The 19,829-nt window shown below is 43.0% G+C and carries 17 protein-coding genes and 2 pseudogenes; 5 read left to right on the top strand and 14 right to left on the bottom strand.

The window, feature by feature from the left end; all coding sequences use genetic code 11:
* The first annotated feature begins 237 nt into the window (after nucleotides 1-237).
* Nucleotides 238-885, top strand: coding sequence for a transmembrane-type terpene cyclase (locus EKN16_RS04025; RefSeq protein WP_183530605.1), 648 nt, complete (start codon nucleotides 238-240; stop codon nucleotides 883-885).
* Nucleotides 886-1,060: 175 nt separating this feature from the next.
* On the top strand, nucleotides 1,061-1,756 hold the full coding sequence (locus EKN16_RS04020; protein ID WP_125653837.1) for a cysteine hydrolase family protein: 696 nt from the start codon (nucleotides 1,061-1,063) through the stop codon (nucleotides 1,754-1,756).
* 84 nt (nucleotides 1,757-1,840) lie between these two features.
* On the opposite strand, the pseudogene EKN16_RS04015 reads toward EKN16_RS04020, so the two are convergent.
* The 14 genes and pseudogenes from EKN16_RS04015 to EKN16_RS03950 form a co-directional block, all read right to left on the bottom strand.
* Nucleotides 1,841-2,057, bottom strand: a pseudogene (locus EKN16_RS04015) (hypothetical protein); the annotation flags it as partial.
* Between the two features lie 223 nt (nucleotides 2,058-2,280).
* Nucleotides 2,281-3,045: an SDR family oxidoreductase gene (locus tag EKN16_RS04010; protein ID WP_125653833.1), complete on the bottom strand. Its 765-nt coding sequence runs from the start codon at nucleotides 3,043-3,045 to the stop codon at nucleotides 2,281-2,283.
* A 541-nt stretch (nucleotides 3,046-3,586) separates the two neighbouring features.
* Complete coding sequence (locus EKN16_RS04005) at nucleotides 3,587-3,898, bottom strand: hypothetical protein (protein WP_125653831.1); 312 nt, start codon at nucleotides 3,896-3,898, stop codon at nucleotides 3,587-3,589.
* A gap of 674 nt (nucleotides 3,899-4,572) precedes the next feature.
* Nucleotides 4,573-4,689 (bottom strand): annotated as a pseudogene (locus tag EKN16_RS33670) (RHS repeat-associated core domain-containing protein); the annotation flags it as partial.
* Nucleotides 4,690-4,746: 57 nt separating this feature from the next.
* Nucleotides 4,747-5,400 (bottom strand): hypothetical protein, encoded by a 654-nt coding sequence (locus EKN16_RS03995; RefSeq protein ID WP_125653827.1) that lies wholly within the window; start codon nucleotides 5,398-5,400, stop codon nucleotides 4,747-4,749.
* A complete protein-coding gene (locus EKN16_RS03990; protein WP_125653825.1) occupies nucleotides 5,400-5,843 on the bottom strand; it encodes a hypothetical protein in 444 nt (147 codons plus the stop codon). Before EKN16_RS03990 ends, EKN16_RS03995 begins: the two co-directional genes overlap by 1 nt.
* The gene (locus EKN16_RS03985) at nucleotides 5,833-6,177 is read right to left on the bottom strand and encodes a hypothetical protein (RefSeq protein WP_125653823.1); all 345 of its coding nucleotides are present in this window, start codon (nucleotides 6,175-6,177) and stop codon (nucleotides 5,833-5,835) included. The genes EKN16_RS03990 and EKN16_RS03985 overlap by 11 nt, the downstream gene beginning before the upstream one ends.
* A gap of 12 nt (nucleotides 6,178-6,189) precedes the next feature.
* The gene (locus tag EKN16_RS03980) at nucleotides 6,190-6,855 is read right to left on the bottom strand and encodes an RHS repeat protein (protein WP_125653821.1); all 666 of its coding nucleotides are present in this window, start codon (nucleotides 6,853-6,855) and stop codon (nucleotides 6,190-6,192) included.
* A 272-nt stretch (nucleotides 6,856-7,127) separates the two neighbouring features.
* Nucleotides 7,128-7,619, bottom strand: coding sequence for an immunity 26/phosphotriesterase HocA family protein (locus EKN16_RS03975; RefSeq protein WP_125653819.1), 492 nt, complete (start codon nucleotides 7,617-7,619; stop codon nucleotides 7,128-7,130).
* Between the two features lie 978 nt (nucleotides 7,620-8,597).
* Nucleotides 8,598-8,858, bottom strand: coding sequence for a hypothetical protein (locus EKN16_RS03970; protein ID WP_125653817.1), 261 nt, complete (start codon nucleotides 8,856-8,858; stop codon nucleotides 8,598-8,600).
* A 31-nt stretch (nucleotides 8,859-8,889) separates the two neighbouring features.
* The gene (locus tag EKN16_RS03965) at nucleotides 8,890-10,290 is read right to left on the bottom strand and encodes an RHS repeat domain-containing protein (RefSeq protein WP_125653815.1); all 1,401 of its coding nucleotides are present in this window, start codon (nucleotides 10,288-10,290) and stop codon (nucleotides 8,890-8,892) included.
* A gap of 204 nt (nucleotides 10,291-10,494) precedes the next feature.
* Entirely contained in the window at nucleotides 10,495-12,018 is a 1,524-nt protein-coding gene (locus EKN16_RS03960; protein WP_125653813.1) for a hypothetical protein, read from the bottom strand.
* 226 nt (nucleotides 12,019-12,244) lie between these two features.
* Complete coding sequence (locus EKN16_RS03955) at nucleotides 12,245-12,643, bottom strand: hypothetical protein (RefSeq protein WP_125653811.1); 399 nt, start codon at nucleotides 12,641-12,643, stop codon at nucleotides 12,245-12,247.
* Between the two features lie 92 nt (nucleotides 12,644-12,735).
* The gene (locus EKN16_RS03950; protein ID WP_125653809.1) at nucleotides 12,736-15,489 is read right to left on the bottom strand and encodes an adenosylcobalamin-dependent ribonucleoside-diphosphate reductase; all 2,754 of its coding nucleotides are present in this window, start codon (nucleotides 15,487-15,489) and stop codon (nucleotides 12,736-12,738) included.
* 375 nt (nucleotides 15,490-15,864) lie between these two features.
* Here EKN16_RS03950 and EKN16_RS03945 point away from each other — a divergent pair, with 375 nt between their 5' ends.
* The 3 genes from EKN16_RS03945 (at nucleotide 15,865) to EKN16_RS03935 (ending at nucleotide 19,805) form a co-directional block, all read left to right on the top strand.
* On the top strand, nucleotides 15,865-17,652 hold the full coding sequence (locus tag EKN16_RS03945; RefSeq protein WP_179955614.1) for a DEAD/DEAH box helicase: 1,788 nt from the start codon (nucleotides 15,865-15,867) through the stop codon (nucleotides 17,650-17,652).
* Nucleotides 17,649-18,662, top strand: a complete 1,014-nt coding sequence (locus tag EKN16_RS03940; RefSeq protein WP_125653807.1) for a YqhG family protein — start codon at nucleotides 17,649-17,651, stop codon at nucleotides 18,660-18,662. Before EKN16_RS03945 ends, EKN16_RS03940 begins: the two co-directional genes overlap by 4 nt.
* 240 nt (nucleotides 18,663-18,902) lie before the next feature.
* Complete coding sequence (locus EKN16_RS03935) at nucleotides 18,903-19,805, top strand: hypothetical protein (protein ID WP_125653805.1); 903 nt, start codon at nucleotides 18,903-18,905, stop codon at nucleotides 19,803-19,805.
* Nucleotides 19,806-19,829 lie beyond the last annotated feature (24 nt).

Genomic DNA, 19,829 nt, shown 5'->3' with positions numbered 1-19,829 from the left:
TTTTGAAATGTTTTTGTTTCGAAAATGTGACAAAAAAGGGACTGTCACAATATTTATGAAACAGTCCCTGATGCAACGCGGATTATTTTAGTTTTTTGTCTCAACCGTTTTGACTGCTATCTCAATCTGCTCTGTTTTTTGCCTAATGGTCTACATGAAAGGCTTGTTTCATATGCATAGACAAGCTGATGGTTCTGGATGGATGTAAATTTATTAAAAGGATGCGATAACCGTCATATGGAGCACCTATTACCGCTAAAAGCAGAATATTTGTTGATGTTCGGGGCAGCCTCATTTTGGACGATCGCCTATATTCTTATTATTTATAAGGGATTTAAGGATCAGTTCTGTGGAATGCCCCTCGCCTCCATATGTGCCAATATTACTTGGGAGTTTCTGTTCACCTTCCTTATGCCGTTTCACCCGCTTCAGCAAATCGTAACCTTCATATGGTTCCTGTTAGACTGCATCATTCTGCTCCAAGCCATCTATTATTCAAAAGATACCTATCCAAAACGCACCCTTCATGCTTCCGTCTTTGCATTACTTGTCATAGCTCTGCTGCTGCATTACGGAATGGCGGTTGAATTTCATGACAAATTGGGTGTATATTCGGCTTTTGGCATCAATCTGTTGATGTCCATCCTTTTCATAAAAATGCTGCTGTCTCAAGAGCTGCAGGGCCAATCCCTATCTATCGCTTACTCCAAAATGATAGGCACTTTATGTGCCTCAATCCTCTGTTATTCCTTCTTTCCGCACTCACTTTTATTAGCCATTATGTATATTCTGATCCTTATACTCGATGTTGTTTATATTGTCCTAGTTAATCAGACATCCATCCAAACTATTCATAACTCTTCCATTAATACCAAGCCAATGTGAAATCCATAATTTCCTCATACTCAATAGTCCCTGCTGTGGACCTCTTGCATCTGTACACGTCTTCTTTCAATGATTCTTGGAATAGGCATGACTATACTTAAAACGGTTCGGCCACACCTTTTCCTAGCCTCGTACATAATCTATTATCAAATAAGCGGCCCAGAGGTGGATTAGGATGAACTATTATTGTCCCCAGTACGGTGTTTGGCGTGAATACTGCATGCCAAGTAGTCACTGGCTACGTGTGAACGATTACGCTGAAAGAAAGGATTCAACTATCATCGATGAATGGAACGCTGTTCCCACTCCTCCTCCCACTCAGCTGCAATCCGTTTCAGTGGACCCCAAAACAAGTGCACTCCTAGTTTTGGATATGGAGACCTCTATATGTAATAATCCTCGTTGTATTGCCTCCATCTCTAAAATTAATCAACTATTGGCGAGAAGTCGTGAATGGGGCATGCTTGTCGTCTATAGCCTTACACATACGGGAAGCCTATCGGATATTGCCGCGCAGATAGCCCCCTTGCCAAGTGATCCTGTTGTGAAATCAAACGTTGATAAGTTCTACAAAACTGATTTAGAACAAATATTGCATGATCATGGCATTAAAACCGTTCTGATTACCGGTTATGCAGCTAATGGCGCAGTCCTTCATACAGCCACTAGTGCTGCATTCCGGGGATACAATGTCATTTTTCCAGTTGATGGAATGTCAGCTCTCAATCCTTATGCTGAACAGTATACCACTTGGCATATGATAAATAGTCCTGGAACCCGAAACCGGGCCACTTTAACAAAAATAAATCTGTTACATTTTATTCATCCATACCAGCGATCCGAGAACAGGGAACTCGGAGTCATCCAGTAAGCACATGCTCCCTCAAAGGAGTGCTTATGCTATTGCTCCAAGAAGTTAATACTCAGTCGTTATACCATGCTAATCTGCCCGTTGCTGCAGGACCTGTGTCATGTACTCTTCTTCCATATAATAATCAATGAGCATAACCACGCCAAAGCGTATCTCATATTCTTCAATGGATACTAAATAAGGCAGGATGAAGTCCCCGCTCATCCTGCTGAAGGAAAACTCGCCAATCTTCTCTGGCAATTTTTTTAGCCAACTTACGTAGCTCAGGCAGTCGAACCCCCAAAACATGATTAATATTTGGAAAAGTAATTGTTCTTTGATTGTTTTCTCCATCATTCTACTCCCTATGCTTGATATCAACTATAGTGTCTGACGACATCTACCTGCTCCATTTACTCTCGTACTCCTTCAGCATTCGGGAATTGAACCTTAGAGATAGCGCCTATACTGGGCACACTAGAAATAAAGGAGCCGCCGCGGCAGCTCCTTTATTGTTTTTTATAGAGTCATTTTGTCAACTTCATTTACAGATGAGACCCGCCACTTGCATCAATCAATTGACCAGTTACCCAACGGCTATCCGATGCTGCAAGAAAGGCAGCAATATCCGCCACATCTTCTGGCTCCCCCCACCTTTTGAAGGTTGAAAGACCAGCAGCATATTTCTGTCCACCGGGATCTTGCAAAGTCCCAGCATTCATTTCTGTATTAATAATGCCAGGCTGGATAGCGTTCACAGTAATATTTCGGTGTCCGAGTTGCTGAGCCAACACGAGGGTAAGTGTGTCGATTGCACCTTTGGACACGCTGTAGGTGAACACACTAGGGGAGGCCGCACGTGTAACAAACGATGAGATATTGATAATGCGGCCTCCATCTTTCAGACGCAGCAAAGCTTGCTGGGTAACAAAAAGCGGTGCTTTGACATTAATGTCCATGACTTCGTCATAAGATTGCTCCGTTGTCTCTTCTAAGGTTACAACTTGACCGATTCCAGCGTTATTCACAAGAATATCAAACCGATTATCACCTGTACGTTCCCGAAGGGCTTCATCCAATTTTGCATATAAATCATGAATGCCGTTAAGCGTACTTAGATCAGCACCGATCGTGAATGCGTCGCCACCATTTTGCTCAATCTTATGAACCACTTCCTCTGCTTCATATTGTCTTTTCCCATAGTGTACTGCGACGACTGCACCCTCCTGTGCCAGACGTAGCGCAATGCTACGACCAATCCCCCGGCTTGCACCGGTTACTAAAGCGATTTTACCTATTAACTTACTCATGTCTTCATCTCCTTGTTTGTAACTCATGTATAGTTATATCACGAGGAGATGTTTGAAATGTTGCTCTTTCATTCGGAATTCATATTTATAGCTAATGGATTGGTAGGACCCCCTATTGGAGCCAATGTGAAAATTTATTTCAAGGTGATACAAAATGAACTAAAAACTTGTCTTACTTATGAACAGACGAAAAATGAGGGGGAATCCATTGACCGGATTGTGATTTTACAGATGTATACTGGGACTTCTTTAATGAGTTTCACAAGAGGATACGTCATTTCTATAGGTTAATCATGGTGGTATCTGACCAAAATCGATCTATTATCTGTATCGGTAAAGCGTTAATTAGGTTATATTTTTGAAGCATACGCGTGCGTACAAAAGAAATAAAGAAATTCTTGTAGCGGTATTACAAGGGTTAAGTATGTTAATGGTTGTATGTTGGGTTCATTCGGGACTGGGTAGCCCTACCCTAAGAAAACCAAAAAAACAAAAATAAACCACATGGAGTTGTTACACTCGCATGTGGTCAGATGAAATTTTATTTATCTTTTCGGACTACTATCCTGCGAATTAGCTTAATCCACTTGGGCTCTAAAGCTTCACTACTAGGAATTCCTTTATAGAATTTATGGTATGCATCCGCTTCCAGTTGTTTGTCCAAAATATGCGGTACTTCAGTTACAGTAATACTGCTGGAATTCGCTTGTTTTAAATAATAGATATTATCATTACATTCGACGCACTTGAGAAGCAAAGAGTCTTCTGCTCCATAATAAAATACATTTAGTTCATTTTTACATTTCGGACATTTGATAATATATTTTCGGTTAAGCCATTTTAATAAGCTCACTTATTTCACTCCAAATACTGTTTTTATGAACTCTCGTTGCACCAATGTTGGTTGAGCCCAGCCCTGTCCTGATGCAAAACCAGAACCACTTACGTACCAAATCCTATCATAAACAGACATATTAAATCCTAAATCACTTTTTGTCAGACAAGACTTTCATGAGAAATTGTACCTGATAAGTTTTAAATATATGCTTCTACTGTCCCATCACTACGAATAATGCCAGTAATAGGTTTTTGCGACGAAACAGCCTTCTGAGCAACTTGATTCAACTCTGGAATCATACTTGCGACTTTTACTCCTGTAACAATTACCCCTGAACCACCTGCTAATGTTGTGGCACTGTATCCCATAGTCGCAACATCAGAAGCAGCCACTACTGCAGGAGCATAAACAATTCCTGCTGCAAAGACAGGAATTGCTAAGGTTGTTGATAACCAGTCTTCCCTAACCCCTCCAACTGTACCCTCTATAGCAACATTTTTGCCCGTAGTAAAATCAGTTCTACCCACCATCTCATATTTGCCACTCGCAAGACGAATCACAACAGCATCATCATGAGCTCTTTGCATGCCCGCTATATCATTTATAGCTTTTGCGTCATTAAATGCTTTTGTTAGTGTCCCAGCAATGTAACTTCTATCAGCAGCAGATAAGTTCATATCATCATGAATTAAATGCCCAGAAGGGTCAGTATATCTAAGTGGATTATTACTCACATACGTATACAAATTCAAACTCAGCGGATTGTCAATCTGCCCTTCATACGTATCCTAGTTAATGAAACGTCCTCTAGCTTAAAGAAAGCCACATGGAGTTGTTACACTCGCACGTGGCTATAGAGTAATCTAAGTTAAATAGATGATTTCATCAACAAATTCTTCAACAATAGAAGCACTTTGGACTGGAATGATAGTAATACCCTTATGCTGTTTAATAATGGCTGAGTTATATTTAAGGCGATACCAAATAATATCTTTAACGTCATCTTTTATATATGGAAAACAAAAAATTTGTTTTCCATATATAAGGCCAATGGCTGTTGAAGCATTCCAACGCTCGTTACTAATATACCTAAATGCCCTTTCAATTCTAGTCAGCGAAAGATCAAATAATTGTATCAGCTCTTCTAATGAATATTGGTTTGATGGAGCGCATTCTATTTGCTCCCTTACCGTCAATTCTCTTTTAAATCCGAATATGTTTTTTTTCCTAGTCACTCCCTCACCGAGATACCACCCACCATACGACGATAATGAATCGCTTGTAATTCTAGTATCATTGATGTAGATATCCCCGGTGAATCCCTTCGTTTTCCCCGATAACAAATACGACAATGCCCAACCTCCATAGCCTGGTTCAGATACAACTGCGTATACTTTGCCTGTCTCAAATTCGTGTGAAAATGAATCTAAATTATCCATCCATGAAGGGAAAATCAATTCGCTGGGTTTGCAAGTTAATGAGACATCTTTTAACTTCACATAATCAATATGCTCCATTATTTGAAATTCACCTGCTTTACATTAGTTACTTTTGCTGGACCATTTACGTACCTTGCTATGCTCTGCAGGTCTGGAGCTACTGATCTATCGATTCCAGTTACTCCGTTTGGTAGCTGAAATTCTAGAACAACATCTAATGAACGTGCCCCGGAATTTTTGGCTTGAGCAAATGTTGGCTTAGTTGTCCAAACAAATACCTGGCCCACTTCCGTTGCGGAGCCTTTTAACTCACCTGTCTTCATTATTATTTCAGCAACTGCTGCTGAGGTAACCGTATAGTATGTAGGGATAGTTGTTCCCATTGCAGCGACATCCGTTGCCGCTAATAATGTTGAAAGCAATATTGGAGTATGAGTAATTCCTGCAGCTAAAACAGGTACTGCCAGCGATAAAGTAAGCCAGTCTTCTTTCACTCCTCCAATTGTACCTTCAAAGATCATACGTGTAGACGGCCGTTGATCCATCCGCACGTGTAATGCTTTTGATACGATTAAGCTTATCATACGTGTAAGAATTGGTCTTCGTGGTTTGATTAATCAGTGTCTGAGAGGTCGTCTCAATATTGCCGTTACTATCATAAGTATAACTATACGACGATAACAGCGTACTGCCTTTTTTATTCGTCATGGAGCTAAGCCGTTTCAGATTGTCATACACATACTCTGTCTTCAACACCGAACCGTCAGTCAATGGCGGATAAGAGATAGATTCTACCTGTCCATTCGGGAAATATGCATACTTGACATTGCCGGTAACTGTATTATCTAAAGCCAACTGTCCATTGGTCTAAACCTTATCCAGTCGAAGCCGGTCATACTTAAATTGAGTAGTGAAGTTGGTTGAAGCGCCACCCGCAATGTTATATTGAATAATTCGGTTGTTCTTATCATAACTAATGCCAAGAGAAGATGTTAATGAACTGTTGGCCCCTTCCACTTGAATGGAGGTTATTCGTTTTAAATAATCTATTTGAGCCGTCAAAGAAGAAGACTTAACACTATTTTTATAAATTTCTTGTGTATCCAATAGGATGCCATTGCTTCCAATAATCGTTTTGTTTTGTTGTGTGACCGATCCAGCCCCGGTTGCAGTACGGAGGGTTGGGCGATTCTGTTCATCATATTGGTAGGTAAATAGGCTTCCATTCCGATCTTTCGTTTGCTGCAACAAACCCAAATAATTATAAGTATAGGATTCTTGGCTGAGAGATGGATCTGTTTTGGAAGTCAGACCGCCCATTTCATTGTAAGCTTTTGTGCTGATCACTTTCGGAGTATCGGTTTCATTACTTTGTATGGTCGTATTTGTGATTTGACCACTTGCATTGTAGGGGTATTTTATAATTTGTCCGATTGCATCCTTGACTTCACTCAATCGGTTCAGTGCATCATAGGTATACTTCTTGGTGACGCCTTCACTATTCAAATTCTTTTTGGGATCAGTATAAAACAAACAGCTTGTCCGTTGCTGAATCGTAGGCCGCAGGGCGGCTTACAGCCTTTCTTAACGTTAGAGACTGGATATTCTGTCCAACGAATTGTAAAGGCTGCATGCCACTCTTGCGGTAGAATCAACTTGTGGACAAGACGTTTGCTATAGCATAAGGTTAGGATTACGTTCTTTATGCTGCCGGAGACGGCTGGGCATGAAAGTTGTCTTACTGTAAACTCCCTATCTGTGAAGAGAAGATGACTTTAAAATCGGCTTTTTGTTCCTAACGCAATTTACTCGTACTCTTTTCCGTACAATACCCGGTGGGCTTGTCTTCCCACATATCCGTAGCTGGCTAGGCCATCGAGACGAGTGTATTGAGGCTTATGAAATATGCGTTCACCCTCCAGATTATAAAACTTGTCCTGTCTCTCGTAGTCGTCGAAAAATCCAAAGTCGATACTCGCCTCCCTCGCCGTCACAGGTTCGTTTCCCACCGTTTCAAAGTACCCCTTCAACCAGCCTTGAAAATTAACCACCGTAGGCGCGAATAAAAACTCGTGTTGATCTAGATCAGTCGGGATTTCCTTCGTATGAGAGAGGCAGTTGTACACATAAATCAGATTCATGCCTTGAAAGTTGAGATTTTTACCGCCGATATCCGTCTTAATTACCTTTCCCCAATAATAATGGTCTTCCTTTGGCTGAATAACGAAGACATCGCATTCTAGCGGCCGTTTTCGCGCCTTCTTCATCGAAATCAGTTCCGTAAATTCCGTTGCCATTCCCTCTCCCCTTTTCTGCCTTATTTCGTCTTTTTAACAAAACTTTGCGCCCACGCCTGGGTCGTAATGCGAATCTTCGTTCTGTATACGGCTATGCTATTTTGCTTATTCTGTAACTGCCCGCCATTCAGGCTCCCCTTTCGATAATTACGAATGAGACCATTATCAGCCAAAACTCGGATAGCCTTCTGTTGCTGAGATCGACTTAAACTTGTCGCTCTCTCCATATCCTCCACCGTAAAGAAAAATTCACCTTTAAGATTGTATTGAAGTAAGCCCTCTTCTCCAAATATAAATATTTGTTTACCAGTTCGGAGTAAATGATCGCTGCTTGTAATCCAATCGCTCGAACCAAACTTTTATTGATCAGTAGACACCCTCCGCCTTCATGAATCAACTTCTGCCTGATTGCCTCCGACATTCTGATCACCTGACCCTTTCTTTTTTACATAACATAAATTAGGACACAGCTAATTATTAAGTCATTGGCTACAAATGGATTTTTTTCAATAATTACAAGGGCTTATCTGGACAAAAGAAAACCACATGGAGTTGTTACACTCACATGTGACTCTGTTATCGTTCTTCTCAGACCCAATATCCAACAAACAATGCCGCTATTCCCCCAGTTACTACAGCAAAAAAAATTGTCAATGCGTATTGGGGCTTTTTTTGAAATGATATCGAAATAATAAATTGAAAAAAATGGAATTATATAAATTACAGCTGCTGGACCCAAGTATTTTGCTGTAATTTCTATTGTAGGGGCTTCTATACAAGTAACTAAAAAGAGGAGTGCTTTTAATATTAGCGATTTTTGGTCTTTATAATAGAACCTTAACTCTAGTACAACCCAAAGATATGAAAGACATAGTAATAGCATTTGATAAACACCAGTCCACAGTAACAGTGAAATATAAAATAATATAGACAGTATAAGCCTAGTTCTACTAATCAGTATACTTACCCCCCACGAAATTAATTTAATAAAGGACCCAAGTATGCTGTCACAGCTTTATAAGTGGTATTAATATTTGCCTTATTAAAGTAAAGTAAATGTCCGTATGCATTATCAATACTAATACCAGTTAAATTAATAACGCCACTATAATTTACTCCATCATATGGACCGGCTAATGCTACGAGTGGGATAGTCTTAGGAGATGGGTACGATAGCGGAGAACCTATTGCAATTACTGCAGCCAACATAGAAGATAGGCCAGCAGATTCTAAATCCACAGCTGAATTACTTCCTGCAATGCCACCACCACTATGGCCAATTACTAAGCCGTTTCAGATTGTCATACACATACTCTGTCTTCAACACCGAACCGTCAGTCAATGGCGGATAAGAGATAGATTCTACCTGTCCATTCGGGAAATATGCATACTTGACATTGCCGGTAACTGTATTATCTAAAGCCAACTGTCCATTGGTCTGAACCTTATCCAGTCGAAGCCGGTCATACTTAAATTGAGTAGTGAAGTTGGTTGAAGCGCCACCCGCAATGTTATATTGAATAATTCGGTTGTTCTTATCATAACTAATTCCGAGCGAAGAGGTATAGGAACTGTTGCCTCCTTGCACTTGAATGGAGGTTATTCGTTTTAAATAATCTATTTGAGCCGTCAAAGAAGAAGACTTAACACTATTTTTATAAATTTCTTGTGTATCAAATAGGATGCCATTGCTTCCAACAATCGTTTTGTTTTGTTGTGTGACCGATCCTGCCCTCGTTGCAGTGAGCAGGGTTGGGCGATTCTGTTCATCATATTGGTAGGTAAATAGGCTTCCATTCCGATCTTTCCTTTGCTGCAACAAACCCAAATTATTATAAGTATAGGATTCTTGGCTGAGAGATGGATCTGTTTTGGAAGTCAGACCGCCCATTTCATTGTAAGCTTTTGTGCTGACTACTTTCGGCGAATCGGATTCATTACTTTGTACGGTCGTATTTGTGATTTGACCAATTGTATTGTAAGGGTATTTTATAATTTGTCCGATTGCATCCTTGACTTCACTCAATCGGTTCAGTGCATCATAGGTATACTTCTTGGTGACGCCTTCACTATTCAAATTCTTTTTGGGATCAGTATACGTAAGTAGATTTCCTGCAATGTCATATGTGTACAACTCAGTCAATGGAACAGTTTGATTGGGCCAGTCTTTATAGACCCTATTCACCAGTAATCGTCCCCATTGATCGTAGTCCTGCTCAACATAGCTGGACTTCAAATTGCTTAGAACCGGATTATTCCGATAAGCAAGGACATCCATAGCCGCTACGAAATAATGAATTCCCTTGTGTAATTTCAAATTGCTCTCTGACACATACAAATTGCCGTAAATATCCATCCCTTCTTTTTGCGCACCCCAAGCATCGTAGACAATTGTCGTTGTATTATTCATCGGGTCTTTGGCATAGACCGCTCTGGTCAAATCGTCGGGACGATATTCTGTAGTCTGAGTAACTCCATTGTTGGATTGCTGTGAATAGCGCAAAAAGCCGAGTCCATCATAGTAGTCATTTTGGACAGACAACAGGGTCGTTGCTTGGTTGGATACTTGAGTATACTTGCGGTTGGAACTGACTAACAGTGATGAGACGGATGCATTCTCAGCGTCTGCCACTGAAGGAACAACCGAATTCGTATAACTAATTTCATCCATAACATTGTAGCCAACACCGTTGGCATTCGTAAACGCTTTAGTCGAATACAGGGCTCTTGTCGCTTAATGATTTGAAGGGTTATTTTCTTCATTGTCTACTTGACAGGGGTAAGTTCAAGCATCTCTTGAAGCGTCTCTGCAAACAGCTCTTTCAACGCATTTTGAGCGTCCTGTTCGGATACCAATTACTTACGAAGTTCATTATTAAAAATCACGTGCCTGCTCAAATACTTCCAGCATCTTTCGGGTCAGTTTTTCACTATCAGTGAATGTCTGAAGTAGCTCTTCTAACGCGACAAATACCTCTTCGCATTCTAAGGTTTCAATAAAATGGGTCCGCCGATTCATTTTATTGAAAGCCTGTGTGTACTCAACTACAATTGACTCAAGAACGGATTCCATGTCTACCTCTTGGCCAGTAGCTTCTCGCTCACGCAAGCCCTGAATGGCCCCTCGCGTCTTTTTATATTGTTCACGGGCTTTTTTGGCATTGGCAAGCGATATCTGCTCCCGAACTTCCCAATCCCGAAAAGGATTTTCGAGATTTTCAAGAAGCCATTCCGGTTTTCTAAGCTGCGTGATATCGATAAACATCCTGCTTGCAGGCTCATTTTTGTACGTTTTCTTAATCGCTTTTCCTGCTTCTGCAGGTATACTGCTTAAAGATAACCATGTCAGGTCAGGCAGTTTATCCGGTTCTGGGAATTGGTCTCCGGTGAACCCAAACAAATTAAACAAAAAGAGACGCTGCAGGGTGGATACCTGTTCTAAGCATTTAAGATTTGAAATATAACCAGGTTTTCCCCATAGTTTTAGTATCCTCAGTGAGCTAAATTGCTTAACTATTTTAGCCAGATCAATCTCAGTCACATTCGTCAGCGAAAGTGCTCCCAATCGGTCAAGCCCTTGAAAATCTGGCACCTGATCGAAGAACGTGACCTCGAGAGACTCTCCGTCATTCTCGATGTGGATTCGGAGCGAAGGTGAGACGCTACCTGCAAGGGTAAGCTCCATTAAGCCCTTATTTAATACAAGCTCTTCTATACCTTCTGCGTTTATGTATAGCCTAAGCAAGTTGGTCCCGCTTAAGTCGACGGATTCCAATCCATTTCCCCTCAACTCAAGTTTATTAATAAGTGGATTGCCAGTAATATACGTTAGTAAAGAGTCGGTTAAGCGATCAGTACGAATTTCCGTTAAACATGGAAATTGAGCTAGTTCTGATAGATCAGACAGACTTCGGAGCAGTTCTTCATCTGCTGTGGAACTGTACTTTGTAAGGAACTTCTCTCCGATTTGGATTTGTGCATGCTCTTTGCTTGCTTTTTTAAATGTTTCACGCAAGGTAAGTGGGATGCTTTCCCATCTTATTTTATTAATAAACTGTTCACCTTCCCTCCAGCCCCCATAACTGTACCCTCTAGGCGCTTCTGTGGATAAAGGCGTGATCGTGCCGACATAGATGTAATGCTTAGGAATGTAGGCATCAATTTTCAGTTCATCATAACATTTGTTCCAATGATGATGATCAAGAATTAACGGCCTCAGCTCCTGAAGCCCGTAGGGTGTGAGTGGCTCCTCTCCTGCCCAATCCAGCCCCAATATCGCTGCATCCCCTTTTGACCTCTTTGATACAGGTGGTTCCCATTTCGTAATTTGACACGCCGTATATTTCTTTAATAGCGGCGAATAGATGCAATATACATCTCCTACAGTAGGACTTCTCATGTGTATCTCCTAAATTCGTTTTTTGTTAATAGTTAACCAACCGTGCGGTTAAACTTGCTTTCAAAGTTCTGACTCGAAATTTAATAATTGTGTATTATCGAAGACAATGGTAATCAAGCTTTCTTTATTTGCCTAATTGGATTCGTCCCTTGATAATTTTATCATAACCATTCGCTTTTATTGCGCATTTCTCCAGTTATCCTGTTCATCGTAAATCAATGTATGTTTACCACACGCTAATTCCATCAACACTCGAAAACATTGCTGCTTCTGTTCCCTTGTAGTCCTCTTCACGTAATGAAATTTTTACGAGTTCTTCATTTTCAAATAATAATGAAATCGCGATTCCTTCCTCAACTAAAGCCTTTTTTACAGCTTGGTTTATTAACGAACAAAGGGCATCACAGTAACCTACAACCTGTTTATTAAATAACTCGTTTTTTATTAATACTGTGGGGAGTGTAAATGCAGTTAATATTACTGTCTCTTTATCATTTTCAAAAACTAGTTGAATGTAGTCTCTAATAAATACTACAGAACTCATTTCGCTAGTCTCGATAGCTTTTAAGAGAGCAGATTCATGGAAAGACAACGTTAACACCTCATTTTTGGGATTTGATTTCAAGTCCCCTCCTATATCATTGCTCTCTCTATTAATGCTGATTTTAACACAAAAAAGAGGTTAACCAGATTTATCTGGTCAACCTCTAAGAATGCTTAATCACACCTACTATACCCACAAGAACTACAAGTCTTACACCCCTCAATATTAACCAGCGTAGCTGATCCACAGGAAGGACATAAATCCGTTGAACTGCTGCCACCATGCGAATGAGCATGAGCATAATCAGCCGCTTGCTCAGTTGAACCTGCTGCTGCCACTAACTCTTCCTCAAATTCATGCTGCAAAGCGGAGACCTCTGCTTCCTTCGTATACGTCACCTTAGTCTCTTTTCCCCCAATATGCATTTCGAGAGCCTTGGCGACCGCATCAGCAATGGATTCCACTCGGTTAACACCAAACCCAATTGCGCCGGTTCCACCGATCCCTTTCAAATGTTTTATCAATAGGTTCACTTTATTACCATGATCTCCGTATCGCAAGAACAGAGAGCAGACCCGTCCAAGCGCTTCAGCCATGGCGGACACATCCGAACCCGCTTTCCCTACGTTCAGAAAAATCTCACCTGGCGAGTCATTAATATCATTGATCGTAATATAGGCCATCCCAAAAGGTGTATTCATCTTATAAGTCGCACCGCTAAGAATCTGAGGGCGGCTCTTGTATGCCTTATCGACAACTAGTGATTCCGACATTGGCGATGAATCGGCTACTTGCCCTGACACATTCACGCTTGCAGATGAACCCACTGCTTCCTTCGACACGTTTACGATTGGTGATAAATCCACTGTTTGCCCCGCAACGTTTACGACTGGCGATAAATCCGCTACTTGCTCCGACACATTCGCCGTCAATTGCTCGCTCTCTTTCACCGAACTTTCTTCCTGCTCATCTGTCACTGAACTCCCCGCCGTCTCATCCTTCTTCGTACTTAACACCTGAACATCACGGCTGCCATCTCGATAGATGGTAACGCCCTTACAGCCCAGATCAAAAGCAAGCTCATAGAGCCGTTTCGTATCCTCAACGGTAAAGTCATTCGGACAATTCGCCGTCTTCGAGATCGAGCTATCGACCCAACGCTGAATGACCGCCTGTACACGAATATGATCTTCGGCAGACAAGCTCATCGAAGTCACATAATAATCCGGCAGCTCCTGACCTGGATGCGCGTCCTTCCATTCCTGAGCAATAGGTACGAACTGCTTGTCATAACCCAATCGACTCTGGCGATAATATTCGAAGGCAAAGTAAGGCTCGATTCCCGTCGATGTTCCAACCATCGTCCCTGTGCTTCCAGTCGGTGCCTGCGTAATAACAGTCACATTCCGCATCCCACGCTTCGTCACGGCTTCCCCAATCTCCGGAAAAGCGCTAATTAAGTTCTTCATGAATCCGCTCTGTACGTATTTATCTGCCTCAAACGCTGGGAAAGATCCTTTCTCCGCTGCAATCTCGGTTGATGCTAAGTAAGCCTCCTTAGCCATGAACCCATAGATTTTATCCAGAAAAACAAGTGATTCTGGACTGCCATAACGGATGCCCAGCTTGATCATGAGCTCCGCAAGTCCCATCGTTCCCAGCCCTACACGACGTTCCTTCTTCTGATTCCGTTCATTCTCTTCAAAATGATAGGGAGTCGCATCAATGACATTATCTAGGAACCGAGTAGACCATTTGGTTACCTTAGCCAGCTCATCCCAGTCCACATCCCCAGAAGCCTCATCATAGAACTTCGATAAGTTGACCGCTGCCAGATTACATACGCCCCAAGCCGGTAATCCTTGTTCTCCGCATGGATTCGTAGAGATGATCGGATTGAAATACCAGCTATTCGACATCTGATTATAATATTCCATGAATACGACACCAGGCTCAGCAGATTTCCAGGCCGATTCCATAATCGTATGCCATATCTCACGTGCAGGAACTGTCTTATAGAGGAGAACCTTTTTACCCAGGAGACGCCATTTCTCTAAATCTCCATCCCATAGCTCATCGTATTCAGGGTCCTTGGTATCGGGGAATACGAGATCCCAATCCAGATCCTCCTTGACCGCGCGCATGAAATCATTACTGACGCACACCGATAAATTCGCGTTCGTTACCTGTCCCATCGTCTGCTTCACGGTAATAAAATCAAGTACGTCCGGATGCCAGTCATTCATCATCAGCATCAATGCACCACGTCTAGATCCACCCTGCTCGATCAGTCCAGTCGTATAGCTGAATAATCCGCCCCATGATACAGCACCGCTTGACGAACCATTCACCCCAGCAACGATGGCCCTTCGAGGTCTGAGTGATGAGAGGTTAATACCCACTCCACCCCCACGCGCCATAATCTCCGTCATCTCTGTCAATGTCTTCATAATGCCGCCGCGACTATCTGCAGGCGAAGGAATAACGTAGCAGTTGAACAGCGTTAGCTCCTCACTAGCTCCTGCTCCTGCAGCAATCCGGCCCCCTGGTACGAGCTTCCAATCCTCCAATACGTAACGGAACCGCTCCTGCCAGAGCTTCTTCTTCTCTACGCTATCCTCTACCGATGATATCGCATGTGACAGCCGGTCCCACATTTCATCAGGCGTCTTCTCTATCGTTAAGGTCAGCTTCTCAACCGTAGAATCCACGATATCGCCGCTTCGCAGCTTGATTTGTACCTGATTGCCTTCACGAGCGATAACCTCACCAACTTCTTTTGATGGAAATTTAGGATCATCCTTCGTTAGCACAAGCACAACATCTCCAACTACGGTGTCATTCGAATCCGCATTCTTCCAAGCATATCGATCCAAAAATATTTTCTCGCTTAATCCTTCTAATTGTCCCCTGCGCTCCGTCTTCATTCCGCCTCACCACGCCTTTCATTCAACTACGAATCTCAATGAACTACAATCTTTCCCAATAGCCATAAGCACAATATATAGTGTGTGAATATTATTATAACACACTATATATTGATTAAAACACGGATATAAGTTGAAATCGGACAGCCTCCGCCATCTACCTCCACCGAGCTTCTATTCTCTACGTCAGACGCAGTTTCTACCACAATCTGCACAAGTACACACAATACTTTCGTTTTTTCCTTGTCACTATCTTATGAATATTGCTTTCCAAGGTCATACTAGGAACATTCAACCCATTCTCCCCCTTGGAAAGGAGTTCCTCCAACCTTGCAACCGACGATTGACCCAACTCTAGGCGCACAAGCACAAGCAATTTCTCCGGTTCCAAGTTCATCGGGACGTAAGTTCCACCCTAATGCGAAGCTGCAATTTGACCGTACGTGGTTTCAAAATCTTGAGGAACGTGTCAATCGGAACGGCCCTTGGGACGATTGGACTATGTATCAGCTAGCCATAGAAGCAGAGCAAACGAAGCTAGTTAACAGCTTCGACGATCTCCAGTGTTTACGCAGTCTTCCCGCATTCGAGCCTATGCCTCACCAAATAAGCACCGCTCGCAAGGTATTAAATGAAATGAGCGGCCGTGCGATTCTAGCTGATGAGGTAGGCCTTGGCAAAACGATAGAAGCCGGTCTCGTGCTCAAGGAATACTTGGTTCGGGGACTCGTTCGACGTGTCCTCATTCTCGTTCCCGCCTCCTTGGTGCTGCAATGGGTTCGTGAATTAAACCAGAAATTCGGCATCTCAGCTATTGCCCAGCGAAAAGAGCATACTTGGCAAAATGATATCGTCGTTGCTTCCATGGATACGGCCAAACGTGATCCTCATCGCGATATTTTGCTAAATCAGGATTACGATATGCTCATCATTGATGAAGCGCATAAGCTCAAGAACAAGAAAACAACCAATTATCAATTCGTCAATCAGCTGCGCAAAAAATATTGCCTACTCCTTACCGCGACTCCTGTGCAAAATGACATGGACGAGCTGTTTAACCTCATTACGTTACTGAAGCCGGGTCAGCTTGGCGGACAAAGCGAATTTTCCTCCAATTTCGTCGTAGACAAGCGAGTACCTAAGAACGAGGAGCAGCTTCATGAGAAGCTCTCTACGGTCATGATACGCAATCGCCGCGGTGACGGCGGTATTCAGTTTACGAAGCGAATTGTCAAGAATATCCCTATCTCCCTATCCACAGAGGAGCAAGCTCTCTACGATGCCGTAACCAAATTTGTACGCGATCGCTTTGAAGAGGGAGAGGGCGATTTTACAAGTATGCTGTCGCTCGTCACGCTTCAAAGAGAGGTGTGCAGCAGCCGGGATGCGGTGTTTCTCACTTTAGTCAATATGTTCAAGAAGACAGCCGAGGACTCTCCCGTTCGGGCTAAGATCTGGGCACTTGTCGAGGTCATTCGCGGCATTCAAGCGAATACGAAAGCAGAGAAAACATTAGAGCTTATCCGTGAAATGGACGATAAGGTTATTATTTTCACCGAGTACCGAGCAACTCAGGAATATCTGCTTCAATATTTCCGAGCTAATAATTTAGTGGCGGTACCGTATCGTGGAGGCATGAATCGGGGTAAGAAGGATTGGATGATGGATCTGTTCCGCGGCCGTGCCCAAGTTCTTATTGCAACAGAAGCTGGCGGCGAAGGTATCAATCTGCAGTTCTGTCACAACATGATCAACTTCGATCTGCCATGGAACCCGATGCGTGTGGAACAGCGTATTGGACGTGTTCACCGCCTTGGTCAAACACATGATGTGAAGATTTATAACTTATGTACGTTAAACACGATTGAAGAGCATATCGTTGGCTTGCTGCATGAGAAAATCAACCTTTTCGAGCTCGTAATTGGCGAATTGGACCACATTCTCGAACGGTTCGAGAAGAAAGAATCACTAGAGCAGCGATTAGCTCGTGCCATGCTGGAGTCTGGCGGGGATCAGGCAAAGCTTCGCGAGCAGATGGATGAACTTGGTGATTCACTAAGTCGTATCCGTGATGATGTTGAGGCTGAAGCAGATCCTACAGAAATGGCAGCGATCCATATCATGCTGGATGCAGTTGGACAAACGGTGGAGGTGAGGCCATGAACGAGAAACAGGTACACAAGTTTGTGCAAAAGTACTTGGAGACGACGGGCTGCCGCATTATCGAGAAATCACCCGCGCATTTTCAAGTAAAGCTATCCCCACGTGCCGATCGGGATATAACCAATCGTCCGTTTTACTGGAGCTTTGTCGACCGAACAGGTGCAGAGCCCGAGACGATGTCCATGCTCTTCGTTACCGATAAAGCTAAATATGATCAAAGCATTGCGGTTATTCCAGTTCCCACTCCGGCACCAGTTTCAGCTCCAGTTTCAGTTCCCACTCCTGTACAATCTTCGGATTCACTGCAAAGTGACGAAGCACCAACTGGAATCGAAGCAGCTGCAGAGGCTGCAATTGGCCGTACATTCGGGTATTTGAATACAACGTTGAATGCAGCTGGCATGCGTATTCCGCGTGAGGATCTTCATTATGGCTCACGCAAGCTCGATCAACTCTTTGAATCCGCACGAGCGAATGGCAGCTACGTCTGTCTTTTCCAAGAGCCCGACAAACGAAGCGCACACCCGCTTCAATCTACTGCCTATAGTGCTTGGCTAGGGGTTAACCTGAAGGTGGAGTTCGCCTGTGATATGAAACGCGAGGAAATTCACTCCTTCGGAGTATCGCTGGCAACGGGGCAATGCTTGGAGAACTTTCATAATCAGCTTCTAGAACACCGAATGACACCCAAGCTGCCGCCTAATGTGCATACGGCCAAGAACGCCTTGTCGCTGAACAAAGCGGTAACCATTGCAGAGCAAATATTGGAACGAAAGCTTAGAACCTATGACTATACCTGGGCGGATGCCGCAGCCGGGCGGCTAGAAGTTGAACTCTCAACGATTCGTCATTATTACGAGCCATTATTAGAGCATGTTGACGATGAGAACCGGCAGACAATTACGGAACAATTCGAAAGGCGTCAAGAGGAAATCAAGTGGCAGTACGAGCCGAGGGTGACGGTATCCGCTATAAATTGCGGTATCTTTTATCTCCAAGGAATCGGATAACGACAATGTGACAAAGATACGCTCTCACGGGTGTTACTTTCCAACAATATGGCAAAAATAGAACGGAGCTTGTCCGCAACCGCGCGACAGGTTCCTACACCCTTTTCGATTCATCTTCAGTACAATGACGTTACATTAACTATTAATCACACTAATTTACAACTCATGCGCTTCTTGTAAGCTTTTGCTTCACCCATGAATAGCTAACTCTACTTTAAAAAGGAAGCAGGTGAGCAGCCTATGCGCAAATGGATTCCGCTATATGCCGCATTGGTTATCCTTTTGGCAAGCAGCCATGTTTCGGCAGCTGCACAAACCCTTGTTAGTCAACCTGAACTGAAGCAGCAGCAATCCAAACTAGAGCAGCAGGTTCAGACCTGGACGAATATTTTGACTCAGCAGGCTCAATTCAGATCTTGGAAGCATGCTACTCCGAACATTGTGCCGATTGGACCCGGTATGCACGGCTGGCTTGTCACCTTTCTTATTGATCATAAGCCGGTAGGTTATATGATTGTGGACGCAACAGAAGATAATGGCTTCGCTCTTTCCGAATACGGTGTGGGGGAGCATCCTGCTTTCGACCCGAATACTTTATATCAGTCCATGATTAGACAAGGGTACTTCACTTCTTACGCAGACGCAGTAAAAAAACCGCTTAAGATTGAACGCCTCTACGTTCATCCTTTACTAGCGGTTTGGAAATGGTATTCGCCTGATGGACAAACCGTATACATGGATGCTTGGACGGGTGAATCCCTCCCCATCAATGATCAAATCTGGAAGAAGCAAACGGAAGCCTCATCAGCCAAGGTAAAAAAGGAGGCCGCCCAACCTGCAACTCTACTCTCTTTGCTCTCTGCTTCGCGAACCAATGAAACCTTTGATCCCTATGAACGGATGCCTTGGTTGACCAAATCGCCGCTCACCTCCGAGCAAGTCACGAAGCTTCCTGAGCTGCTTAACCATAAAGCACAAATACGGTTCACTGCCGAGCTGTATGATAAATCCGTGCTGTTTGTATTTCCTACAATCGGCTATCACTGTTGGAACAACAACTCCATTTATGTTGCTTTTGATCAAGAAGGAACACGCTACGTGTCCCTTAACACAATCAAGACGAAAGGCCTTTTTTATCCATAAAAAGTAAGAAGAAGTCAAAAGGAT

The organism is Paenibacillus baekrokdamisoli (genome assembly GCF_003945345.1).
GTDB classification, from domain to species: Bacteria; Bacillota; Bacilli; order Paenibacillales; family Paenibacillaceae; genus Paenibacillus_Z; species Paenibacillus_Z baekrokdamisoli.
This window is presented reverse-complemented; position numbering and strand designations above follow the sequence as displayed.